Origin of the sequence: Brevundimonas sp. G8 (genome assembly GCF_902506205.1) — a bacterium.
Lineage (GTDB): Bacteria > Pseudomonadota > Alphaproteobacteria > Caulobacterales > Caulobacteraceae > Brevundimonas.
On sequence record NZ_LR732816.1, the window covers coordinates 245,252 to 264,133 of the forward strand.

An 18,882-nucleotide genomic window follows, 5' to 3' on the forward strand; every position below is an offset into this window, starting at 1 on the left:
GTCACAGGACCACGGTGCGCGTGATCTGCAGGGCGTCCAGAAAATCCGCATCGTGGCTGACGACGACCAGCGCCCCGTCGTAGGCGGCAAGCGCAGCCTCCACGGCCGCGATGGCGTCCAGGTCCAGGTGGTTCGTCGGCTCGTCCATCACCAGCAGTTGCGGCGGCGTCGCGCCGGTCATGACGCACGCCAGCGCCGCCCGCAGCCGCTCACCACCTGACAGGTCGCCGATCCGTCGCTGCGCCGCCGTATTGCGAAACAGGAACCGCGCCAGCGCCGCCTGGGCGTCGTTGACGGTCCCTTGCGGGTTCAGTCGGCGCCAGGCCTCGACCAGCGTCTCTTCCGGCCTGAGAATAGCCGCCTCCTGATCCAGCAAGACCGCCCGCACCGGCCGCTCGACGGACCCGGCCGTGGGTTCCAGATCGCCTGTGATCAGCCGCAACAAGGTCGTCTTGCCCGCCCCGTTCGCCCCGGTCACCGCGACCCGCTCCGGCCCGACAAGTCTCATGTCGATCGGCCCGACCACGACCCGCCCGTCGGGCGTCGCCCACGACGCCCGATCCAGCGTCAGCACCGTTCGTCCGACCGCCAGTCCCGTCGTCGGCATCGGGATCGCCAGCGCCCGCGTCCGCTCCACCCGCTCCTGCGCCGCCGCCAGCGCGCCTTGCGCCGCCTCGGCCTGTCGCGTGGCCAGCAGCCGGTCGCGCCCGCCGCTGTTCTGGGCCCGCTCGGCCCGGGCGCCAAGCAGGATTTTGGGCAGGTCGCCCTTGGCCGCCTTGCGCCGCCCTGCTGCGTCCCGCTTCGCCTTGGTTTCCGTTCGCCTCTGCGCCTCGGCCCCCGTCCGCGCGACATCGCGCTCGGCCTCGATCAGACCGCGCTCCGCCGCCTCCCGCTCAGCCGCCTTGCGCGCGACATACAGGTCATAGCCGCCGCCGTAGATCGCCACGCCCAGGCCCGACACCTCCACGATCCGGTCCATCCGACGCAACAGGTTGCGGTCATGGCTGACCACCACGGCCCCGCCGTCCCAACGCCCGATCACCTCGGCGACCAGCGCTCGCGCCTCCACGTCCAGATGATTGGTCGGCTCGTCCAGCAGGATCAGATCCGGCCGCGCCAGCATCAGGCCCGCCAACCTCAACCGCGTCTGCTCGCCCCCGCTCAGGCTGGCGGTCAGTCGATCCAGCGCCACCCCCGACAGCCCCACGGCAGCCAGCGCCTCGCCCGACCGGGCCTCCAGCGTCCAGTCGGCCTCCGCCAAGTCATCGGCCGTGCCGTCGCCGGCCAACGCCCGCGCAATGATGGCCAAGTCTTCTGCGACGCCCAAGGTCTGCGCCGCCGTCTCGTTCGGCGCAGGGTCGTAGCGCTGATCCAGCACGCCGACCGAGCCGGTGCGCGCCACCACGCCCTCGGCGGGCGCCGCAGCGCCCGAGATCAGGCGCAGCAACGTACTCTTGCCCGCGCCGTTGCGGCCGACGACGCCCGTGCGCTCGTCGCCGAACGTCAGGCTCAGATTATCGAATAGAGTTACGCCGTCAGGCGTCCTAGCGGCGACCTTGTCGAGTGTCGCGCGTGCGGACGGGGACGCGTTTCGGCTTGGGCTGATTGGCATTGAGGATCACGAGCAGCATGGCGGACAGGGCGGAACCGGTGGCCAATGCGATGATCATGATCGTCAAACCTTCTGCAAAACGCGTCAGAACAAGGAGGATGGGTCGTAATCCCGCAATGCGCAAGCCTGGTGTCGAACACGGCCGCGTGAGGATGGACGGATCGCCCGGTGGCGCGATGCTCGCGGGGCGGCTACTTGATCGCCATGGAAAGCCGTTTCCGCATCGAAGACCCCGCCGGCGCCACCGCCCGCCGCGAGGCCGCGGTCCAGCGCCTGCGCGACGAGACCGGCATAGATGAGGCCATGATCGACGCCTTGGTCGAAGGCTTCTACGCCCGCGTCCGCGACGACACCCTGATCGGCCCGATCTTCGCGGCCCGCATCACCGACTGGGCGCCGCACCTGGCGCAGATGAAGTTGTTCTGGTCATCAATCGCGCTCTCGACCGGCGTCTATCAGGGGCGGCCGATGCCGAAACACCTGCCCCTGGCCATCGACGCCCGCCACTTCGACCGCTGGCTGGAGCTGTTCGTCGAGACCGCCCACGCCCTGTGCCCACCCGTCTCCGCCGCCCACTTCATCGAACGCGGCCGCCGCATCGCCGAAAGCCTCGAACTCGGCATCGCCACCGCCAGCGGCGTCATTCTGGCCAAAGGCGAACGGTTCGTGCGGCTGACGCAGCCCTGGGCGCCGGATTAGGTCAGGCCTGCCAATTTTCACGAGAGTGGAAGATATGCGAGACCACCACCCGCCGCACCTCGACCCGATAGATGATGACATAGGCGCCTTCGCCGAACGGCGCCTTAAGCCGCCGGTCCCTATCGTCGATCTTCTGCCCCCTGTCCGGCATATCGGACAGCGACCGTAGCGCTGCCTTCAACACCGCCCGCATTCGCTCTACGGCCGAAGGCGCCGCTTCAGCCAGGAAAGAGGTCAGTCGCAGTAAATCCCGTTCCGCAGACGGAAGCACAACGACGGCAAACTTCATCTCGCCTTCGCGCGCAGCTTCTCGTCCAAAGCGGCATCAAAGGCGGCCAGCGCGTCCTCAAGCGGAATTGTCTCCCTCGTCCGTTCATATTCCGCCCAGCGTTCGGCGTCCTCCGCGACCCAAGCCGCCGGATATTCGCTGACTCCCGCGATGCTGATATCGCCGATCACGCCTTCCAAAACTTGCAGCGCATAGGCCGTCGGCTCTACGCCGGCCGCCTCGGCCGCAGCCTTCAGCCGGCGGGCCTGATCTTCGTTCAGGTGGATGTCGAAACCATCGGCCATGCGGCGACGATAACCCAGCCTGCGGACCGCCGCAATGTTCACACATTGTTCTTGCTTCAATCCTGCGATTCATCCCCATATAGCGATGTCGCGCCGGACCCGACCGGCCCTCATCCGCGTTCTCCGGACAGCATGACCGAAAAGCACAACTTCATCCGCGTTCGCGGCGCCCGCGAGCATAATCTCAAGGGCGTGGACCTCGATATTCCGCGCGAGCAGCTGGTGGTGATGACCGGCCTGTCGGGCTCGGGCAAGTCGTCCCTGGCGTTCGACACCATCTATGCCGAGGGCCAGCGCCGCTATGTCGAGAGCCTGTCGGCCTATGCGCGCCAGTTCCTGGAGTTGATGGGCAAGCCGGACGTGGACCTGATCGAGGGCCTGTCGCCGGCCATCTCCATCGAACAGAAGACGACGTCCAAGAACCCGCGCTCGACCGTCGGCACGGTGACGGAAATCCACGACTATATGCGCCTGCTGTGGGCGCGTGTCGGCGTCCCCTACTCCCCGGCCACCGGCCTTCCGATCGAGAGCCAGACCGTCAGCCAGATGGTCGACAAGCTGGTCGCCCTCCCGGATGGCGAACGGATCCTGCTGCTGGCCCCCGTCGTCCGGGGCCGAAAGGGCGAGTACAAGAAAGAGATCGCCGAATGGCAGCGCCAGGGCTTCCAGCGCCTGAAGATCGACGGCCAGTTCTATCCGATCGACGAGGCGCCGACGCTGGACAAGAAGTTCAAGCACGACATCGACATCGTCGTGGACCGCATCGTCACCAAGCCTGACCAGGAAGCTCGCTACGCCGACAGCCTGCAGACCGCCCTTGGCCTTGCTGACGGCATCGCAAACGCCGAATGGGCAAGCACGGCAGAGGGCGAAACGGCGCCGCGCAGCCTGTTGTTCTCCGAACGGTTCGCCTGTCCGGTCTCCGGCTTCACGATCTCAGAGATCGAGCCGCGCTTGTTCTCGTTCAACAATCCCTTCGGCGCCTGCCCGGTTTGCGACGGCCTGGGGGTCAAGCTGGCCTTCGACGCCGATCTGGTAATCCCCGATCGCGACAAGACCTTGCACAAGGGTGCCGTCGCCCCCTGGGCGCGCGGCCCGTCTCCCCTCTACACCCAGACGCTTCAGTCGCTCAGCCGCCACTACGGCTTCTCGATGGACGTGGCGTGGCGCGAGCTTCCGGCCCAGGCGCACAAGGCGATCCTGTACGGAACCGGCGCCGAGAAGATCAAATTCACCTACGACGATAACGCCCGCAAATACGAGGTCTCAAAGCCGTTCGAGGGCGTGCTGCCGAACTTGGAGCGCCGCTGGCGCGAGACCGACAGCGCCTGGGTGCGCGAAGAACTGGCCCGCTATCAGTCCGAGACCCCATGCGACGCCTGCCACGGCAAGCGGCTGAAGCCCGAGGCCCTGGCGGTCAAGGTCGGCGCCCAGGACATCGCCGACATCTCCACCCTGTCGATCAAGAAGGCCTATGACTGGGTCCAGGCCTTACCCGAAGCGCTCAGCGACAAGCAGATGGAGATCGGCCGGCGCATCCTGAAAGAGATCGGCGACCGGCTGCGGTTCCTCAACAACGTCGGCCTGGACTATCTGTCGCTGTCGCGCGCCTCCGGCACCCTGTCGGGCGGCGAGAGCCAGAGGATTCGCCTGGCGTCGCAGATCGGCTCGGGCCTGACCGGCGTACTTTATGTGCTGGACGAACCTTCCATCGGCCTGCACCAGCGCGACAACACCCGCCTGCTGGAAAGCCTGAAGGGGCTGCGCGACTTGGGCAACTCGGTACTCGTTGTCGAGCATGACGAGGAAGCCATCCTGACCGCCGACTATGTCATCGACATGGGACCGGCCGCCGGCATCCACGGCGGCGAAGTCTGCGCCGAAGGCACGCCGGCCGAGGTCATGGCCAATCCCAAATCCTTGACTGGCAAATATCTGACCGGCGAGCGCGAGATCGAGATCCCCGCCGACGGCCGCCGCCCCATCGACCGCAAGCGGATGCTGAAGATCAGCGGCGCCAGCGGGAATAATCTGAAGAGCGTGACCGGCGAAATCCCCGTCGGCGTCTTCACCTGCATCACCGGCGTGTCCGGCGGCGGCAAATCGACCTTCACCATCGAGACCCTATACAAGGCCGCCGCGCGTCGCCTGAACAATGCGTCGGAAGCCCCCGCCCCCTTCGACCGGATCGAGGGGCTGGAGCATTTCGACAAGGTCATCGACATCGACCAGTCGCCCATCGGCCGCACCCCGCGCTCCAACCCGGCGACCTACACCGGCGCCTTCGGCCCCATCCGTGACTGGTACGCTGGCTTGCCGGAATCCAAGGCGCGCGGCTACGGTCCCGGCCGGTTCAGCTTCAACGTCAAAGGCGGCCGCTGCGAGGCCTGCCAGGGCGACGGCGTCATCAAGATCGAGATGCACTTCCTGCCCGACGTCTATGTCACCTGCGACGTCTGCAAAGGCAAACGCTACAACCGCGAAACGCTGGAGATCGTCTTCAAGGGCAAGTCCATCTCGGATGTGTTGGACATGACGGTCGAGGAGGCCGCGACCTTCTTCAAGGCCGTGCCGCCGATTCGCGACAAGATGCTGACGCTGGAACGGGTTGGCCTAGGTTACGTCAAGGTGGGACAGCCGGCCACCACCCTGTCGGGCGGCGAGGCCCAGCGGGTCAAGCTGTCCAAGGAGCTGTCGAAACGGGCCACCGGCCGCACCCTCTACATCCTCGATGAGCCGACGACCGGCCTGCATTTCGAGGACACGCGCAAGCTCTTGGAAGTGCTTCAGGAACTGGTCGAGGCCGGCAACACCATCGTGGTCATCGAGCACAATCTGGATGTCATCAAGGTCGCCGACTATCTGCTCGACTTTGGCCCCGAGGGCGGCGACGGCGGCGGCGAAATCGTCGCGGTCGGCACGCCGGAACAGGTGTCCGACAACAAGGCCAGCTGGACCGGTAAATACCTGAAGGAAGTGCTGGATCGGCACGAGACCCGCCGCAAGGCGCGGGTCGCGGCTTTGGGCGGATCGGTCGGCGAACCGGCCAAGAAGAAGCGGGCGAAGGCTTCCGCCTAGCCTCCATTGCCTCCATCGCCGCCCAGTTCCGGCGGCGATGGAGACAAGCTGCTCAGCGCGGCTTCAATGCCGCCCAGGCGGCCGAGAAGGGCGCGTAGAGCACGGCCAGTTGCAGCGCCGACAGGAAGGCGTTGACGACCGACGAGACCAGAAGGGCCGGCCAGGCTTGGGCCAGGATCTGCATCGTTCCGACGCCGTCGTACCGAGCGAGTGTCTGGATCCCCCCGGTCATCAGGTCGGTCGCCGCACCGATGATCATGCCCAGGATGCTGACGATCAGGGACATGATGACCGCGATCACAGCCATGCCCAGCAGTGACCAGAAATGGCCCTTGGTGGCGCCGAAGGATTCGAACAGCGTGATCTTGCGGCGATCCACGGTCATCGGCACGGCTAGGCTGAACTTGATCGCCAGCCAGACGATCAGGGCGAAAACGGCGAAGACCAGCAGCACGCCGGCCAGGATCAGCAGAGGCTGACCCGACGCCGAACCGAAGCCAATGGCGGCGCCCACCAACGCCATGCCCACGCCGGAGGCCAGACCCACGATGATGCTGACCAGCAGGCTGACGACCAGCACGCGCACCTCGTCCATACCAACCCGAACGTAGCCCCAGCGCGACTCTTCCGGACGCAGGACCGACCGGGCGACGGCGGCGCTCAGCACCGTCCCGATCAACAGGCCGGCCGGAGCCGCCCAGGCGAGCGCGCCGGCATAGACCTGACCCAAGGCCTGGAAGTCCGCCATCGACGGATTGGCCGACTGTTCCAACGCCTCGCCCGCCGCCATCAGGGCCGCCCATTTGTCGGCGCCCAAGCCGAACATGACGACATACATCAGCAGATAGACCAAGCCCCAGGCCAGGGCCACAACCGGATGACGGCGAACGACCCGAAAGCCTTCGAAGGCGGCGTCGGTGGCGGAAAAACTCATGACAACTCCGGGTCAGATTCGGAGCCAGCCTAGCGCATCCGCACGCCTGCGTCCTGCGGCCGTGGAGGACTGCCGACCTGCCGTCAGTTGGCCGAACTGATCGTCCAGTCGGCGATCTGGGTGTTGATGTCGCGCGTGGCCGTATCGAACGCCGCCACTATGGCCGACACGCGATTGTCGCCCGCCGGCTGGGTCACCGTGAAGACCCGTTCAACCGAACGCCCCTCTTCCGGGCGAATGGTCCCGCTCGCTGCGGCTCTCCGTTCGGGCGTGGAACGCAGCTGCGCGCGCGCCGTCACAACCACGTCCGGTACGGCGCCCGGCGCGACATAACGCGCCTCGAACGTCGTGACCGTCACCTGCAACACCAAGGGCGGCGTGCCGGCTTCGCGACGGCCCAGGACACGAATCCGGTCTGCCCGGTTGGCGAAGGCGGCCTTCAAGCTGTCGTCGAAAAGGGTCGAGGCCGGCGACACCCAACGCGCCCCGCCGATATAGGCCGTCTCCAGCCCCGTGACGCCCAGGATGCGGTCGTCGCCGGTCGCCTGCGGAAACTCGATGCGCCGGATCGAGACCGTCAGCGGCGCGGGCGTGTCGCCAACGGCTGACGGCGCCTCGACCGGCAGGCCGAACCGATAGTTCTGCACCGGGTCCGGGCTCGACAGCAGGGCGCACCCGCTCAAGGCCGTCAGGACTGCGGCGGCGGCCGCCATTCGAAGGACAGGACGAAGGATCACGGCTGCACCTCCAGCTCTTTGGATTGGGGACGACCGATGAAGTCGCGCGGGCTGGCGCGGACATCGTCGATCAGGGACTGCAACGAACGGGTGGCGTCCTGCAGCTCTTCGATCGTGCCGCTCAGTTGCGGCAGGCTGTTGGTGGTGAAGTCGCCCAGCGGACGCTCCAGCCCGCTGATCGAACGGTTGGCCGAAGCGATGGCCGTGCGGGCCTCCGCCGTCGCCGAGTTGATGTTGGCGATGGCCTGGCGACCGTCGGTGTTGATGATCTGACGCGTGTCCACAGCCAGGCCCTGATATTCCTTCACCGCGGCGTTGGCGTTGGTCACGGCCTCTTCCAACTGCTGGAAGATGGCCTTGCGGGCCTCAAGCTCGGTCGTCAGGGATTCGACGTTTTTTACGCTGGTCGAGAAACTGCGGATATTGTCGTCGGACATGACGCGGTTGATCCGGTTCAGTGCATCCACCGTCTGGGCCAGCACCGTGCCCGAACCGCTCAGAAGCTCGGCGATGGGCGACGGCTGACTTTGCAGCACCGGCACGACATTGTCGGGATACTGCTCTTTGAGCAGTGCGCTGTTGGGCGAGCCGGCGGTGATCTGGATGTAGTTCAGGCCGGTGATGCCCTGCGGCTCCAGCTGGGCGCGCGAGGTGACGCGCACCGGCGTGGTGCCATCCACGCGAACGCGGGCGATGACCTGATCGCCACGCTTGGTGTCGATGTTCAAGTCCGTGACCTCGCCGACGCGGATGCCGTTGAAATGCACCTCGCCGCCTTCCGACAGGCCGTTCACCGGCCCGTAGAAGACGATGTCGTACATGTCGTAGTCGCTGTTGAACTGAAGCCGGGCCAGCCAGATCGTGAAGACGGCCAGCGCCGCCAGAAGGCAGACGGTAGCGATCCCGACCGCGGCGTAATGTGCGTCTCTTTCCATAGTCGGCTCTCCTCAGGCCGCCGTCTTGGTGGCTGCGCGACCGCGCGGCCCCAGGAAGTATTCCTTGATCCACGGATGGTCGGAGCGTTCCAGCTCCTGCACCGTGGCCTTTTCCACAACCCGCTTGTCCGCCAGCACCGCCACCTTGTCACAGATGGCGTACAGCGTATCGAGGTCGTGGGTGATCATGAAGACGGACAGACCCAGGTCGTCCGCCAGTTGCCGGATAAGGTCGTCGAACGCCGCCGCGCCGATGGGGTCCAGACCCGCCGTTGGTTCGTCCAGGAACACCAGTTCCGGATCCAGCGCCAGCGCGCGCGCCAGGCCGGCGCGCTTCTTCATCCCGCCCGACAATTCGGCGGGCTTGAGGTGATGGTGCTCGGGCTTCAAGCCCACCATGGCGATCTTCAACTCGGCCAGCTCATAGATGACGGCCTTGGGCAGTTTGGTGTGCTCCACCAAGGGCGATGCGACATTCTCCAACACGCTCAGCGACGAGAACAGTGCACCCTGCTGGAACAGGATGCCGGTGCGCCGCTCGATGTCCGCCGACTGATCGTCGGTCAGGGTCGCGCGGTCGTAGCCCAGCACCTTGACCGACCCGCCCTCGGGCTCCTTCAGGCCGATGATGGTGTTCAGCAGCACGGTCTTGCCCGCGCCAGACCCGCCGACCACGCCCATGACCTCGCCCCGCACCAGATCGAGGTCCAGGTTCTCGTGGATGGTGCGCTCGCCGAACTGGCTCAGCAGGCCGCGCACCTCGATCAGATTTTCGGGCGCGTCGGTCATATGTTCAGCTCCAGGAAGACCAGGGCGAACACGGCGTCCAGCAGGATGATGGCGAAGATCGCCTGCACCACGGCGGCCGTCACGCGCCGCCCCAGGCTCTCGACGTCCCCGGCGACCGACATGCCCTGACGGCAGCCGATCGCGGCGATGACCAGGGCGAAGACCGGCGCCTTTACTAAGCCGACCATCATGTGCTGGGCCATGGTTCCGTCCTCGACCAGGCGCTGGAAGAAGAAGGCTGGGCCGAGGTTCAGCGAGGTCCAGCACACCACCAGACCGCCCATCAGGCCGCCGATCATGCCCATGAAGGTCAGCAGCGGCAGCATCAGCACCAGGGACGCCACGCGTGGGATCACCAAGGCCTGGAACGGATTGACGCCCATGACCTGCATGGCGTCGACTTCCTGGTTCATCCGCATCGAGCCGATCTCGGCCGCGAATGCCGACGCCGAACGCCCCGCCAACAGGACCGAGGCGATCACTACGGCGAACTCGCGGAACATGGCCACGCCGATCAACTGCACCGCAAAGACCTGGGCGCCGAAGTCGGTCAGAAGGTCCACGCCGATGAAGGCGACCACAGCCCCGATGAAGAAGTTGGTGATCATGACGATGGGGATGGCGTCCAGCCCGGCTCGCTCGGCTTGACTGACCCAGGCGGGCCAGCGAATACCGCCGGGGTGTTTGGCGGCCTCGACCACAGCCGCCATCAGCCGACCGAGGAAGGCCAGCGACAACATCGCCTCGCCGCCGAAATCATAGACGCCCCGGCCGATCTTGGCGAAGGTGCGGATGAAAGCGCTGGGGCGTTTCGGGGCCGGGGCGCTCTCGCGCTCCAGCAATTCGATCATGTGGTAGATGCGACCTGCCTCGGGCCGATCCTTCCACTGGCTTTTCGACAGACGGCCGCTGGACGCCTGTACTAGGGCCAGGGCGCCGGCCGTGTCGAACCGGCCCAGGTCGGCTGTGTCGATGCTGGCGATCTCGCGCCCTTCCAGGTCGCGGCTCAGCTCGGTCGGCAGACGGCCGAGCGCCGTCGTGGTCCAGTCGCCGGACAGACGCAGTTTGGCTGCGCCGTCCGCATCCACGATTTCATACTGCGGCTGGTTCATCGGGCCTCGAACGACCGGTCGGACATCGCGATCTTCCCCAGGCCGCCTCTCGAGGCAGCCGAAATCCCTACCGCGCTAATGGTCAAGCCGGCAGACGATGTCAACGCGCGATGACATTCGCGCGGATGTTTGTCGTTCGACCGTGTCGAGACCGCCTCCCCCAATCTATTTTCCCCAACTGTCACGCTGACGCTGATGCCAAACGCGGCCGAACGGGATTCGTTCTCGGGTCAATCCATACGCTGTCGAACCGCGACCAGATCATCGATGAACAACCGCCGCGCCTGAACCTTCGCCGCTTCATCCGGAAGGCGCAGCAGATAGGAGGGGTGGACGGTCAGGACGGCGCTCGATCCATCCTCCAGCGCGATCGGCGCACCGCGTTCCTGCATCACCGCCGGCTTGCGCCCCAACAGCGCCAGACCGGCCGTCGCGCCCAAGGCCAGCACCACCCTGGGCTTAATCAACCGCCGCTCAGCATCCAGCCACCAGCGGCAGGCCTGGACCTCGCCCGCGTTCGGCGTCTTGTGCAGACGGCGCTTGCCGCGCGGCTCATGCTTGAAGTGTTTGACGGCGTTGGTGACATAGACGTCGGATCGGTCGATCCCCGCCTCGGCCAGGGCCGCATTCAGAACCTGACCCGCCGGCCCGATGAAGGCGCGACCCGCCAGATCCTCCTGATCGCCCGGTTGTTCGCCGACGATCATCAGCCGCGCCATCTTTGGCCCCTCGCCGCACACCCCTTGGGTCGCATCACGATACAGCGGGCAACGGCGGCAGGCCTGAACGCCGTCGGTCACATCCGCCAAACTGTCCGGCACCGCCTCAGCGTCCGGCCGCGCGGCGTGAAGATCGGGCGCCGTCAGACGCGCGAAACGCGGATTGGGTTCGGGCGCAGGCGTGGCGACCATGGTCTCGGTGCGAACCGACGATGCGGCGATCAGTTCGGGAATCAGCGCGGCCTCGGGCAGGTTCTTCCAATAGGATTTGGCCATCTCGCCCTGCATGGTCTTCACCTTCAGCCGCGCAGGATTGAAGGTCGAGGCGTAGTAGGTCTTCCAGAAATCCTCGATCTCGTCCTCGGCTGGCGCCATGTCGCGCGTCGCGGGCGGGCCGAACCGCAAGGTCTCACCATCCCAGAAGGCCGAACCGTCCGGCGTCAGGATGGACCAGCGCATCGTCGTGAACCGCCGCTGGAAGAAGGGCGCAGTCTTTTCCAGCACCCGGTGCGGCGGTTCGAACCACGCCACCCAGGCCTCGCCGCGATCATCGTGAACCTGACGAAAGCGCACGAAAGCCTTCATCTTGTGCGAGGCCCGGCTGACGTTCTTGGCCCGCTCCAACGCGTCGGCCACGTCGCGGTCGGAGATCACCTTGATCAGATCGGGCTCGTCCCGCAACCGCCACAGCAGCCGATACATCAGGTCGAACCGGTCGGCGGATCGATGCAGGATCAGGTTCTGGGCCAGATCCACAAAATCCTTGGGGACGCTGAATTCCTGCCGCTCGTCTGCTCGTAGGTCGGGGTGAGCGGCGGTCGCCTCATCGAACAATCCCCCCTGTTCCTGCCCGCCGCGCACCACGAACCGCGCCGCCGCCGGCTCCACCCCCGCCAGCCGGAACGCCCGCGCGGCCTTGCGCCAGCCGTCGAAGTCCGTTTCGCCGTCCAGTATCGCCGTCCCCATCAGAACAGGCTCAACTGTTCAGGCGTGCGGCTGGTCACGCGCGCCCTCAGGTCCGCCGCATCCGTCAGCCCGCCCGGCGTCCAATCCAGCGCCGTGATGAACGGCCGGATCTTGGCCACCGACCGAGTCAGCCGGCCGACATCCTCCAACCGCAAGGTCCGATAGCGTCGAACCGACACGATCCGGTCCACCGCCTTCACGCCCAACCCCGGCACCCGCAGCAGCATCTCGCGCGGCGCCCGGTTCACATCGACCGGAAACTGCTCACGCTTGTTCAGCGCCCAGGCCAGTTTGGGATCGACCGCCAGGTCCAGCATGCCGTCCGACGCCCCCTCACCGATCTCTGGCGCGGAAAAGCCGTAGAACCGCATCAGCCAGTCGGCTTGATAGAGGCGGTGCTCGCGCATCAGCGGCGGCTTGGACAGGGGCAGGATCGCGCTGGAATCCGGGATCGGGCTGAACGCCGAATAATAGACCCGCCGCAAGCCATAGCCGCCGTACAGCGACGCGCTGCGCTCCAGGATTTCGGTGTCCGGCGCGCCGTCGGCGCCGATGATCAACTGGGTGCTCTGGCCGCCCGGCGCGAACTTCGGCGGCTTTATCTTGTCGCCTTTGCCTGGCTTGGCTGCCTCGACGCCCAGCCGCACCTGGCTCATGGCCTTCTTGATGACGCCTACGTCCTTCTGTGGCGCCAGTCGGGCCAGGGCCTCGTCGCGCGGCAGTTCGATATTGGCCGACAGACGGTCGGCGTACAGGCCCGCCATCTCCACCAGTTTGGGATCGGCCTCGGGGATCAGCTTCAGATGGATATAGCCTCGGAAGTCGTGAACCTCGCGGAGGGTCTTTGCGATTAGAACCAGCTGTTCCATCGTATAGTCGCCGGATCGAATGATGCCCGACGACAGGAACAGCCCTTCGATATAATTCCGCTTGTAGAAATTCAGCGTCAGATCGACGACCTCGTCCACATCGAACCGCGCCCGCTCCACATTCGACGACACCCGATTGATGCAATAGGCGCAGTCGTAGATGCAGAAGTTGGTCAGCAGGATCTTCAGCAGGCTGATGCACCGCCCATCCGGCGTATAGGCGTGGCAGATGCCCATGCCCTCGGTCGAGCCGATCCCCTTACCGCCGACAGAGTTCCGTTTCGACGTCCCCGACGACGAGCAGGACGCATCGTATTTCGCCGCGTCAGCGAGGACGGACAGTTTTCGACGCAGATCGAGACGAGCCATTGTTCATGATACGTTCTCGCACGATGATCGGTCCAGCGTGGCCGTTTCTTTTTTAATGCCGCCGCTTAACGCAGCAGATTCAGCAGCGACGTATTCTTCAGCGAGTTGATGATCTGGGCCGAGGCCTCGATGGCGACCTGGGCCATCTGCAGGTCCGTGATCGCGCGCGCGGGATCATAGCCGGACTTGTCCTGCATCATCTTCTGCAGGGCCGTCTTCTGGCCCTCCTGAGAGTCCAGCGCCGCCTCGACATGGTTCTGGATCAGGCCGTTCTTGGCGGTCTGGTTGGTCAGGCCGACGTTCGCCTTGTCCAGTTCGCCCAGCTGCGCCTTCAGGAAGGCCGTGACGTCGGCGTTCGGCTGGCCGGTCAAGGTTCCAGCCCCGGCCGGCGTATAGGTCACCCCACCCACGGTCACCGGCGTGCCGTTCTGGAAGGCCTGGATGTTGCGGAACACCTCCGTCAACGGGCCGCCGATCTCGCTGGCCAGGAAGCCGGTCTCGACCGTCGTCTTCTCGTCGACGCGTGACTTCTGCTTCAGCGTGTCGTTGGCGAAGGTCGAGGCGACCGAGGGCGCCGTCGCCAGATCGGCCATGGTTCCCGCCGTCGCCGGAGCGATGTCGCCCTGACCGCCCGCGAACAGATATGACCCCTGGTGCTCGGCATTCAGTCCGCCTTGGACCGTTTGATACTGTAGGCCCAACTCTGTCATCAGGTTGGTGATATTGCCCGCCGCCATACTGGTGGCGATGGCTTCGCGCGCGCCGGTTCCGCCCTCGTAGATGCGGCTCATGGCCAGGTCCTGCGCGCTCAACCGCGCCGCCACGGCCTCTCCGGTGGAGATGAAGCCGTCCAGACGCGCCTGGGTCGAGGTCAGGCTGGTCAATTGTTCGGCGCCCCGACCATAGCCGGACATGTCGGTGGCGATCTTCTCGCTGTCGATCCGTTCTTGCGCCTGCTGCGCGCGGCTTTGTGCATTCATCAGGCTGAGCAGGGCCGACTGGTAGTTCCCGTGGGTCGCGACGCGCGTCATTGCAGGATTCCGATCAGAACGTCGTACATGTCCTTGCTCGCCTGGATCAGGCGCGCAGAGGCGTTATAGGCTTGCTGGAAGGTGGTCATATTGACCAGTTCCTCGTCCATATTGACCCCTTCTGCCGAGGTGCGACGGCTGTCCGCCTCCTTGGCCAGGGCGGACGCGGTCTCGCTGCGGGTCTTGGCGGCCGAGGCCTTGCCGCCGATCTCGCCGGCGAAGTCCGCCGCATAGGACGACAGGGTCTTGGTCCCGCCCGAGTTTCCGCCGGCTGCGCCAAAGGTGACGTTCTTCTTGCCTACGTCGCCCAGCCCCAGCCCGCCGCGCCCATCGCTCTTGCTCAACGCCGGCGTTCCCGCCGCCGCCGACATGTTCAGTTGCGCCAGGGCCAGTTTGCCGGGGTCCTGCTGGATGTCGCTGCGGACCGTATAGGCTTCGGCGCGCGTCGATCCGGTCGCGCCCAGGCCGAACAGTTGCGACATCGATACGCCGGACGGATCCTGGGTCGTGCCGTCCTTGACCACGCTCATGGTGGTGACGGAGGGGTCGTAGGCCTTGAACGACAGCTTGCCCACGGCATCCAGGCTGAAGGCGCCGTAGCGACCCACGCCCGTGATCGGATCGTTCAGCGCGCCCAACATCTCGCCCATCGTGCCCGTGCCGGCGGGGACCGAGACGGTGATGTCGCGCTGGCGCGACCCCGATTCACCGGCGAAACGCAGCGTCAGGCTCTCGCCCGGATCGAAGCCGTGTTGCGACGTCAGGGTCAGCCCGGTCTCGTAGAAGCTGGGCGTGTTGGTCGAGACCAGATCGTTCAGCCCGAACCAGTGCGAGAAGCCACGACCGCCCTTGGCGCTGGGCGATGTCGCATCGTCGGCGATGGCGACGCCGTTTGCGCCCGCGCCGTCCAGTTGCAGCCGGCCTTCCGAGAAGCTGGCCGTCGCCGCCCCGCCCATCTGTGCATTCAGCACGCTGAGGAAGGTCGAAGGATCGGCCGCCACGCCATTCACGGTCATCGTGGCGCCGGAGAAGACGATCTGGGCCGAGGCCTGAACCACGCCGGCCGCATTGACCGCCGTGATCGTGGTCGTGCCGGTAAAGCCGGTCAGGGCGTTTTCCAGCGACTGACCCGTGTTGCGTCCGGCCAGGGTGGTCGGCGCCGGCACGCTGCTGTTGGCATTGTGGGCGCGGTTCAGTTCGTCCGCCAGCTTGGCGGTCAGCTCGCTCAAGCGCGCCGCAGCCGCCGGCGCATCGACATCGCGGATCTCGATCAAACCCTTGATCTGCCCAGACGACACCCCGTCCAGCAGAGGCCAGCGCGTGCCGCTCGGCTCGGTGATCATGATGTCGGAGAAGGCCGTCATGGCGCCGACCGTCCCGGCCGCCTGATAGGACAGGGTCGCGGCGCCTTCGCCCACCAGGGTCGTGCCGGCGTTTGTGCGCAGGGTCACGCCGCCGTTCGAGCGGGCCTCGACCTTCACATCCATATATTTCGACAACTCGTTGATCAGGCCGAGTTGTGCGTTCTGTGCGCCGGTCACGTCCTCATTGGTGACCGTGCCGGAAGCGATGGTCTTGTTCAGCTTGGCGATCTGCTCCAGCAGCGGATTGACGGTCTCGATCGCGCTTTGCAGACGGCCGTCCGCTTCCTGGCGCGCGGACTGGATTTGGGCCGCGATGCCCGAGGCCTGGTTGAAGATCGCCTGGGTCTTGTAAATCGTGTCCTGACGCCCGGCGGACGAGGTCGGGCTTTCGGCCAGGGTGGCGTAGCTGGCGAACAGCTTGTCGACCTGGGCGAAGAAGTTGCTGTCGCTGCTGGGATCGCCGAACTGGTTCTGAATCTGGTCGTAAAGCTCGTAACGCACGGTCTGGCGCGCCGCGTCCGCACCCGCGCTCAGGCTTGCCGCTTGCAAAAACCGATCGGTCGCCAGACGAACTCGCGTGACATCGACGCCGGAGCCATAGCCGTTGGTGACGGCGGCGGATTGATCGGCGACCTTGCGGATGTATCCGGGCGTGTCGACGTTGGCGATATTGTCGGCGGTGACGCGCAACTGAGCCTGGGCGGTCTTCAGCCCCGACGTCGCGATGTTCATGATCGAGTTCAGCGACATTGACGCATCTCCCCCGCCCTACCCGGCAACCGCTGCACTGTCGCGCGCAGTTCTTGCCCAGCCACGCGCCGCCCCCGCTCATGCAGAGCGTTGTTTTTCAACAGGATCACAGATCGGGCGGCCGTCATGATCGGCAAGACGCGCAAAGGTCGGGCCAACAGCGCCAGATACGGTTTTGGGACTGGGCGCGCGTCGAAGGGCGTTCGTCCACAGCCGGGCAAAAAATGGCGATAGCGCGGCAATAAACGACCGCCGCCATGACGACCGCCCATCGGACGGCCTGCATTACCCACTGTTTTTGCTCGACTAAGGTCTTGGCCCGACCCTTGCGTTGATGGCGGCGAACCCTTGGGCGCAGCAGGCGCCGACCTTACCCCTTACGAAAGCCGCCGCGCTTCCATGTCGATCGCCTCCGCCCTGTTTGCGCCTGCCGCTCCGGTTTCGACCGGAACGACGGCTGCTGGCATGGGCGCAGACATGGCGGAGGCCAACCTGTTTTCCAGTAAGGTCGCTTTGGCCCTGGACGCAGGCCTCGACAATGCGCCGGTCGAACGGGTCGCGCCGGGTCGTTTGACGACCGCTCAATCCCTCGGCGTCGTCCTGACCCAAGCCGTCGGTGACGAAACGAACGCCGTCGCGCCTGACCTGACGGTCGAAGTCCCCGCACCGGTCACGATCGAGACTGCCGACTCCCAAACCCTGCCCGTCGCCTCAAACGAGACGGCGAGAGCAACCGAAGACGCCGCGAACGATGACGATGCGGCAAGCGTCACCATCACGTCCTCCCCCTTCTCCACCCCGCAGCCGACGGCACCGGTTGCGCCACTGACGTCTGCGACACCGCAGTCGTTGGCCGTGGAAGTGGCCGCTGAGCAAACCGCCGAGACCACGCCCCCGACGGCGACAACTATCGATTTAAGGGCGCCGCAAGGCGTGGCGACGCCCACGCCCTTCTCTTCGGTGAAAGTGTCGTCGGTGGCAGCGCTCCCGACCAAGACAGACGTTGCTGCATCGGATGTCTTCGCCGCGCCGGCTTCGTCATCGACCGAGGCCAACGCCAAAACTGCTGCTAGCCTCGCTCTACCCGAAGCCGTCCAAGCGATAGCAACCGAACTCGGCGATCTTCTAACGACCGTAAAGGCGGCGCCGGCGTCGGCGGCAAAGATTTCCGACAAGGCCACGGCCGACAATGACCAGAGCGAACCTGCTCAGTCGGCGTCGGCAAACGTTCAGAAGTCCCCCGCCGAACCCACGGCTGCGGTTCGACCTATGGCGGATGCCGCGACGCTGACCACCGCCGCGCCGGACATCGCCAACGCCGCCGCTCAGGCGGCGCCAGCTGACAGCGCCAAGCCGTCCGCACCATCGCCCATCGCCCAGGCCATGACGGCCGCCCAGATCCCGACGGCCCAGGTTCAGATTTCGGTCGCCGCGGCGTCGAAACCGGCGCTGGCCGTATCGGCCGATATCGCGGCAGCGGTGGTGGTGGCTAAACTGTCCGCCAAATCCGAAACGGCCGCCGCATACGACCAACCCGCCGAGGCCGCATCCAGCGACACGCCGTCGCAAACGCTGCCCACGCCCACCCAAGCCGCGCCGCCGCTTAAGCCCTTGCGCCACGAACTGGCGCAGCAAACCAGCAACGCCGCCACGACGCCCGTCTCGGCCGAAACGACCGATGCGAAGACGACGGTCGTAGAGACCACGTCTCTGGCGGACGCCGGCGCCGCCTCGGCCCTGTCGGCCAAGTCGACGGCGACGACCGAAACGGCCGCCACCCCGGCGCCTCTCGCGGTCGCCCCTACCGTTGCACAAACGACCAGCGCGGGGGCCGCCGACACCCAGGCGATCCAGCAGGCCGTCGCGCCTGATCGCGACCTGGGCCTCTCGACCCTGTCGCGCGCGACTGTCGAGACCACCGCCCAACTCGCCGCCCAGATTGCGCGCAGGTTGGACAGCCGTTCGACCCGGTTCGACATGGTGCTGACGCCGGAAGACCTGGGCCGTGTGGATGTCAGCCTGGAGATCGGCAAGGACGGTCAGCTTTCCGCCCGCCTGGCTTTCGACAATCCGGCCGCCGCCGCCGACCTGAAGGGTCGCGCCGACGAACTGCGCCGCCAGCTTCAGGACGCCGGCTTCCAGGTCGCGGGTGATGCGCTCGATTTTTCCCAACGCGACCCCTCGGCAGGCAACGGCGGCGCCTTCGACCGCCAGCAGCAACGCAACGCCCTGTTCGCCGGCGGCTCTCGCCTGGCGGCCCAGGCCGACACCCCCATCGTCCCGGCGCCCGGCGCCTGGATCAACCATTCCCAGACGCCTGAGCGCGTCGATCTGAAGGTCTGACC

15 protein-coding genes are annotated in these 18,882 nt (G+C 66.1%); 3 read left to right on the plus strand and 12 right to left on the minus strand.

Annotated elements, in window-relative coordinates:
* Nucleotide 1: 1 nt before the first annotated feature.
* A complete protein-coding gene (locus tag CHRYSEO8AT_RS01230; protein WP_159845109.1) occupies nucleotides 2-1,612 on the minus strand; it encodes an ABC-F family ATP-binding cassette domain-containing protein in 1,611 nt (536 codons plus the stop codon).
* Between the two features lie 204 nt (nucleotides 1,613-1,816).
* Here CHRYSEO8AT_RS01230 and CHRYSEO8AT_RS01235 point away from each other — a divergent pair, with 204 nt between their 5' ends.
* Nucleotides 1,817-2,311 (plus strand): group III truncated hemoglobin, encoded by a 495-nt coding sequence (locus tag CHRYSEO8AT_RS01235; RefSeq protein WP_201304468.1) that lies wholly within the window; start codon nucleotides 1,817-1,819, stop codon nucleotides 2,309-2,311.
* A 1-nt stretch (nucleotide 2,312) separates the two neighbouring features.
* Here the strand turns inward: CHRYSEO8AT_RS01235 and CHRYSEO8AT_RS01240 are convergent, their stop codons facing one another.
* Nucleotides 2,313-2,600, minus strand: coding sequence for a type II toxin-antitoxin system RelE/ParE family toxin (locus CHRYSEO8AT_RS01240; RefSeq protein ID WP_159845112.1), 288 nt, complete (start codon nucleotides 2,598-2,600; stop codon nucleotides 2,313-2,315).
* Nucleotides 2,597-2,944: a hypothetical protein gene (locus CHRYSEO8AT_RS01245; protein ID WP_159845114.1), complete on the minus strand. Its 348-nt coding sequence runs from the start codon at nucleotides 2,942-2,944 to the stop codon at nucleotides 2,597-2,599. Before CHRYSEO8AT_RS01245 ends, CHRYSEO8AT_RS01240 begins: the two co-directional genes overlap by 4 nt.
* Nucleotides 2,945-3,016: 72 nt before the next feature.
* Here CHRYSEO8AT_RS01245 and uvrA point away from each other — a divergent pair, with 72 nt between their 5' ends.
* Nucleotides 3,017-5,962 (plus strand): excinuclease ABC subunit UvrA, encoded by a 2,946-nt coding sequence (uvrA, locus tag CHRYSEO8AT_RS01250; RefSeq protein WP_159845117.1) that lies wholly within the window; start codon nucleotides 3,017-3,019, stop codon nucleotides 5,960-5,962.
* A 52-nt stretch (nucleotides 5,963-6,014) separates the two neighbouring features.
* On the opposite strand, the gene CHRYSEO8AT_RS01255 is transcribed toward uvrA, so the two are convergent.
* The 9 genes from CHRYSEO8AT_RS01255 to flgK all read right to left on the minus strand — a co-directional run bounded on the left by CHRYSEO8AT_RS01255 (nucleotide 6,015) and on the right by flgK (nucleotide 16,537).
* Nucleotides 6,015-6,896, minus strand: coding sequence for a hypothetical protein (locus CHRYSEO8AT_RS01255; RefSeq protein ID WP_159845120.1), 882 nt, complete (start codon nucleotides 6,894-6,896; stop codon nucleotides 6,015-6,017).
* Nucleotides 6,897-6,979: 83 nt separating this feature from the next.
* Complete coding sequence (locus CHRYSEO8AT_RS01260) at nucleotides 6,980-7,633, minus strand: ABC-type transport auxiliary lipoprotein family protein (RefSeq protein WP_159845123.1); 654 nt, start codon at nucleotides 7,631-7,633, stop codon at nucleotides 6,980-6,982.
* Nucleotides 7,630-8,568, minus strand: coding sequence for an MlaD family protein (locus CHRYSEO8AT_RS01265; protein ID WP_159845126.1), 939 nt, complete (start codon nucleotides 8,566-8,568; stop codon nucleotides 7,630-7,632). Before CHRYSEO8AT_RS01265 ends, CHRYSEO8AT_RS01260 begins: the two co-directional genes overlap by 4 nt.
* Nucleotides 8,569-8,580: 12 nt before the next feature.
* Nucleotides 8,581-9,357, minus strand: coding sequence for an ABC transporter ATP-binding protein (locus CHRYSEO8AT_RS01270; RefSeq protein WP_159845129.1), 777 nt, complete (start codon nucleotides 9,355-9,357; stop codon nucleotides 8,581-8,583).
* Nucleotides 9,354-10,469 carry an ABC transporter permease gene (locus CHRYSEO8AT_RS01275; RefSeq protein ID WP_159845132.1) on the minus strand — a complete coding sequence of 372 codons (1,116 nt, stop codon included), beginning with the start codon at nucleotides 10,467-10,469 and terminating at the stop codon, nucleotides 9,354-9,356. The genes CHRYSEO8AT_RS01270 and CHRYSEO8AT_RS01275 overlap by 4 nt, the downstream gene beginning before the upstream one ends.
* 230 nt (nucleotides 10,470-10,699) lie before the next feature.
* Complete coding sequence (locus tag CHRYSEO8AT_RS01280; protein WP_159845135.1) at nucleotides 10,700-12,154, minus strand: UdgX family uracil-DNA binding protein; 1,455 nt, start codon at nucleotides 12,152-12,154, stop codon at nucleotides 10,700-10,702.
* The gene (locus tag CHRYSEO8AT_RS01285) at nucleotides 12,154-13,392 is read right to left on the minus strand and encodes a putative DNA modification/repair radical SAM protein (RefSeq protein WP_159845138.1); all 1,239 of its coding nucleotides are present in this window, start codon (nucleotides 13,390-13,392) and stop codon (nucleotides 12,154-12,156) included. Before CHRYSEO8AT_RS01285 ends, CHRYSEO8AT_RS01280 begins: the two co-directional genes overlap by 1 nt.
* Nucleotides 13,393-13,457: 65 nt before the next feature.
* The gene (locus tag CHRYSEO8AT_RS01290; protein WP_159845140.1) at nucleotides 13,458-14,423 is read right to left on the minus strand and encodes a flagellin; all 966 of its coding nucleotides are present in this window, start codon (nucleotides 14,421-14,423) and stop codon (nucleotides 13,458-13,460) included.
* Nucleotides 14,420-16,537 carry a flagellar hook-associated protein FlgK gene (flgK, locus tag CHRYSEO8AT_RS01295; RefSeq protein ID WP_159845143.1) on the minus strand — a complete coding sequence of 706 codons (2,118 nt, stop codon included), beginning with the start codon at nucleotides 16,535-16,537 and terminating at the stop codon, nucleotides 14,420-14,422. The genes CHRYSEO8AT_RS01290 and flgK overlap by 4 nt, the downstream gene beginning before the upstream one ends.
* A 399-nt stretch (nucleotides 16,538-16,936) precedes the next feature.
* Between flgK and CHRYSEO8AT_RS16060 the strand changes: the two genes are divergently transcribed.
* The gene (locus CHRYSEO8AT_RS16060; RefSeq protein WP_236547378.1) at nucleotides 16,937-18,880 is read left to right on the plus strand and encodes a flagellar hook-length control protein FliK; all 1,944 of its coding nucleotides are present in this window, start codon (nucleotides 16,937-16,939) and stop codon (nucleotides 18,878-18,880) included.
* Nucleotides 18,881-18,882: the final 2 nt, after the last annotated feature.

Bases quoted from the DNA above. Each gene is read 5' to 3' on its own strand.
- CHRYSEO8AT_RS01275 (WP_159845132.1), bottom strand. From the start codon at position 10,469: ATGAACCAGCCGCAGTATGAAATCGTGGATGCGGACGGCGCAGCCAAA.
- CHRYSEO8AT_RS01240 (WP_159845112.1), bottom strand. From the start codon at position 2,600: ATGAAGTTTGCCGTCGTTGTGCTTCCGTCTGCGGAACGGGATTTACTG.
- flgK (WP_159845143.1), bottom strand. From the start codon at position 16,537: ATGTCGCTGAACTCGATCATGAACATCGCGACGTCGGGGCTGAAGACC.
- CHRYSEO8AT_RS01255 (WP_159845120.1), bottom strand. From the start codon at position 6,896: ATGAGTTTTTCCGCCACCGACGCCGCCTTCGAAGGCTTTCGGGTCGTT.
- CHRYSEO8AT_RS01270 (WP_159845129.1), bottom strand. From the start codon at position 9,357: ATGACCGACGCGCCCGAAAATCTGATCGAGGTGCGCGGCCTGCTGAGC.
- CHRYSEO8AT_RS01265 (WP_159845126.1), bottom strand. From the start codon at position 8,568: ATGGAAAGAGACGCACATTACGCCGCGGTCGGGATCGCTACCGTCTGC.
- CHRYSEO8AT_RS01290 (WP_159845140.1), bottom strand. From the start codon at position 14,423: ATGACGCGCGTCGCGACCCACGGGAACTACCAGTCGGCCCTGCTCAGC.
- CHRYSEO8AT_RS16060 (WP_236547378.1), top strand. From the start codon at position 16,937: ATGTCGATCGCCTCCGCCCTGTTTGCGCCTGCCGCTCCGGTTTCGACC.
- CHRYSEO8AT_RS01235 (WP_201304468.1), top strand. From the start codon at position 1,817: ATGGAAAGCCGTTTCCGCATCGAAGACCCCGCCGGCGCCACCGCCCGC.
- CHRYSEO8AT_RS01280 (WP_159845135.1), bottom strand. From the start codon at position 12,154: ATGGGGACGGCGATACTGGACGGCGAAACGGACTTCGACGGCTGGCGC.
- uvrA (WP_159845117.1), top strand. From the start codon at position 3,017: ATGACCGAAAAGCACAACTTCATCCGCGTTCGCGGCGCCCGCGAGCAT.
- CHRYSEO8AT_RS01285 (WP_159845138.1), bottom strand. From the start codon at position 13,392: ATGGCTCGTCTCGATCTGCGTCGAAAACTGTCCGTCCTCGCTGACGCG.
- CHRYSEO8AT_RS01230 (WP_159845109.1), bottom strand. From the start codon at position 1,612: ATGCCAATCAGCCCAAGCCGAAACGCGTCCCCGTCCGCACGCGCGACA.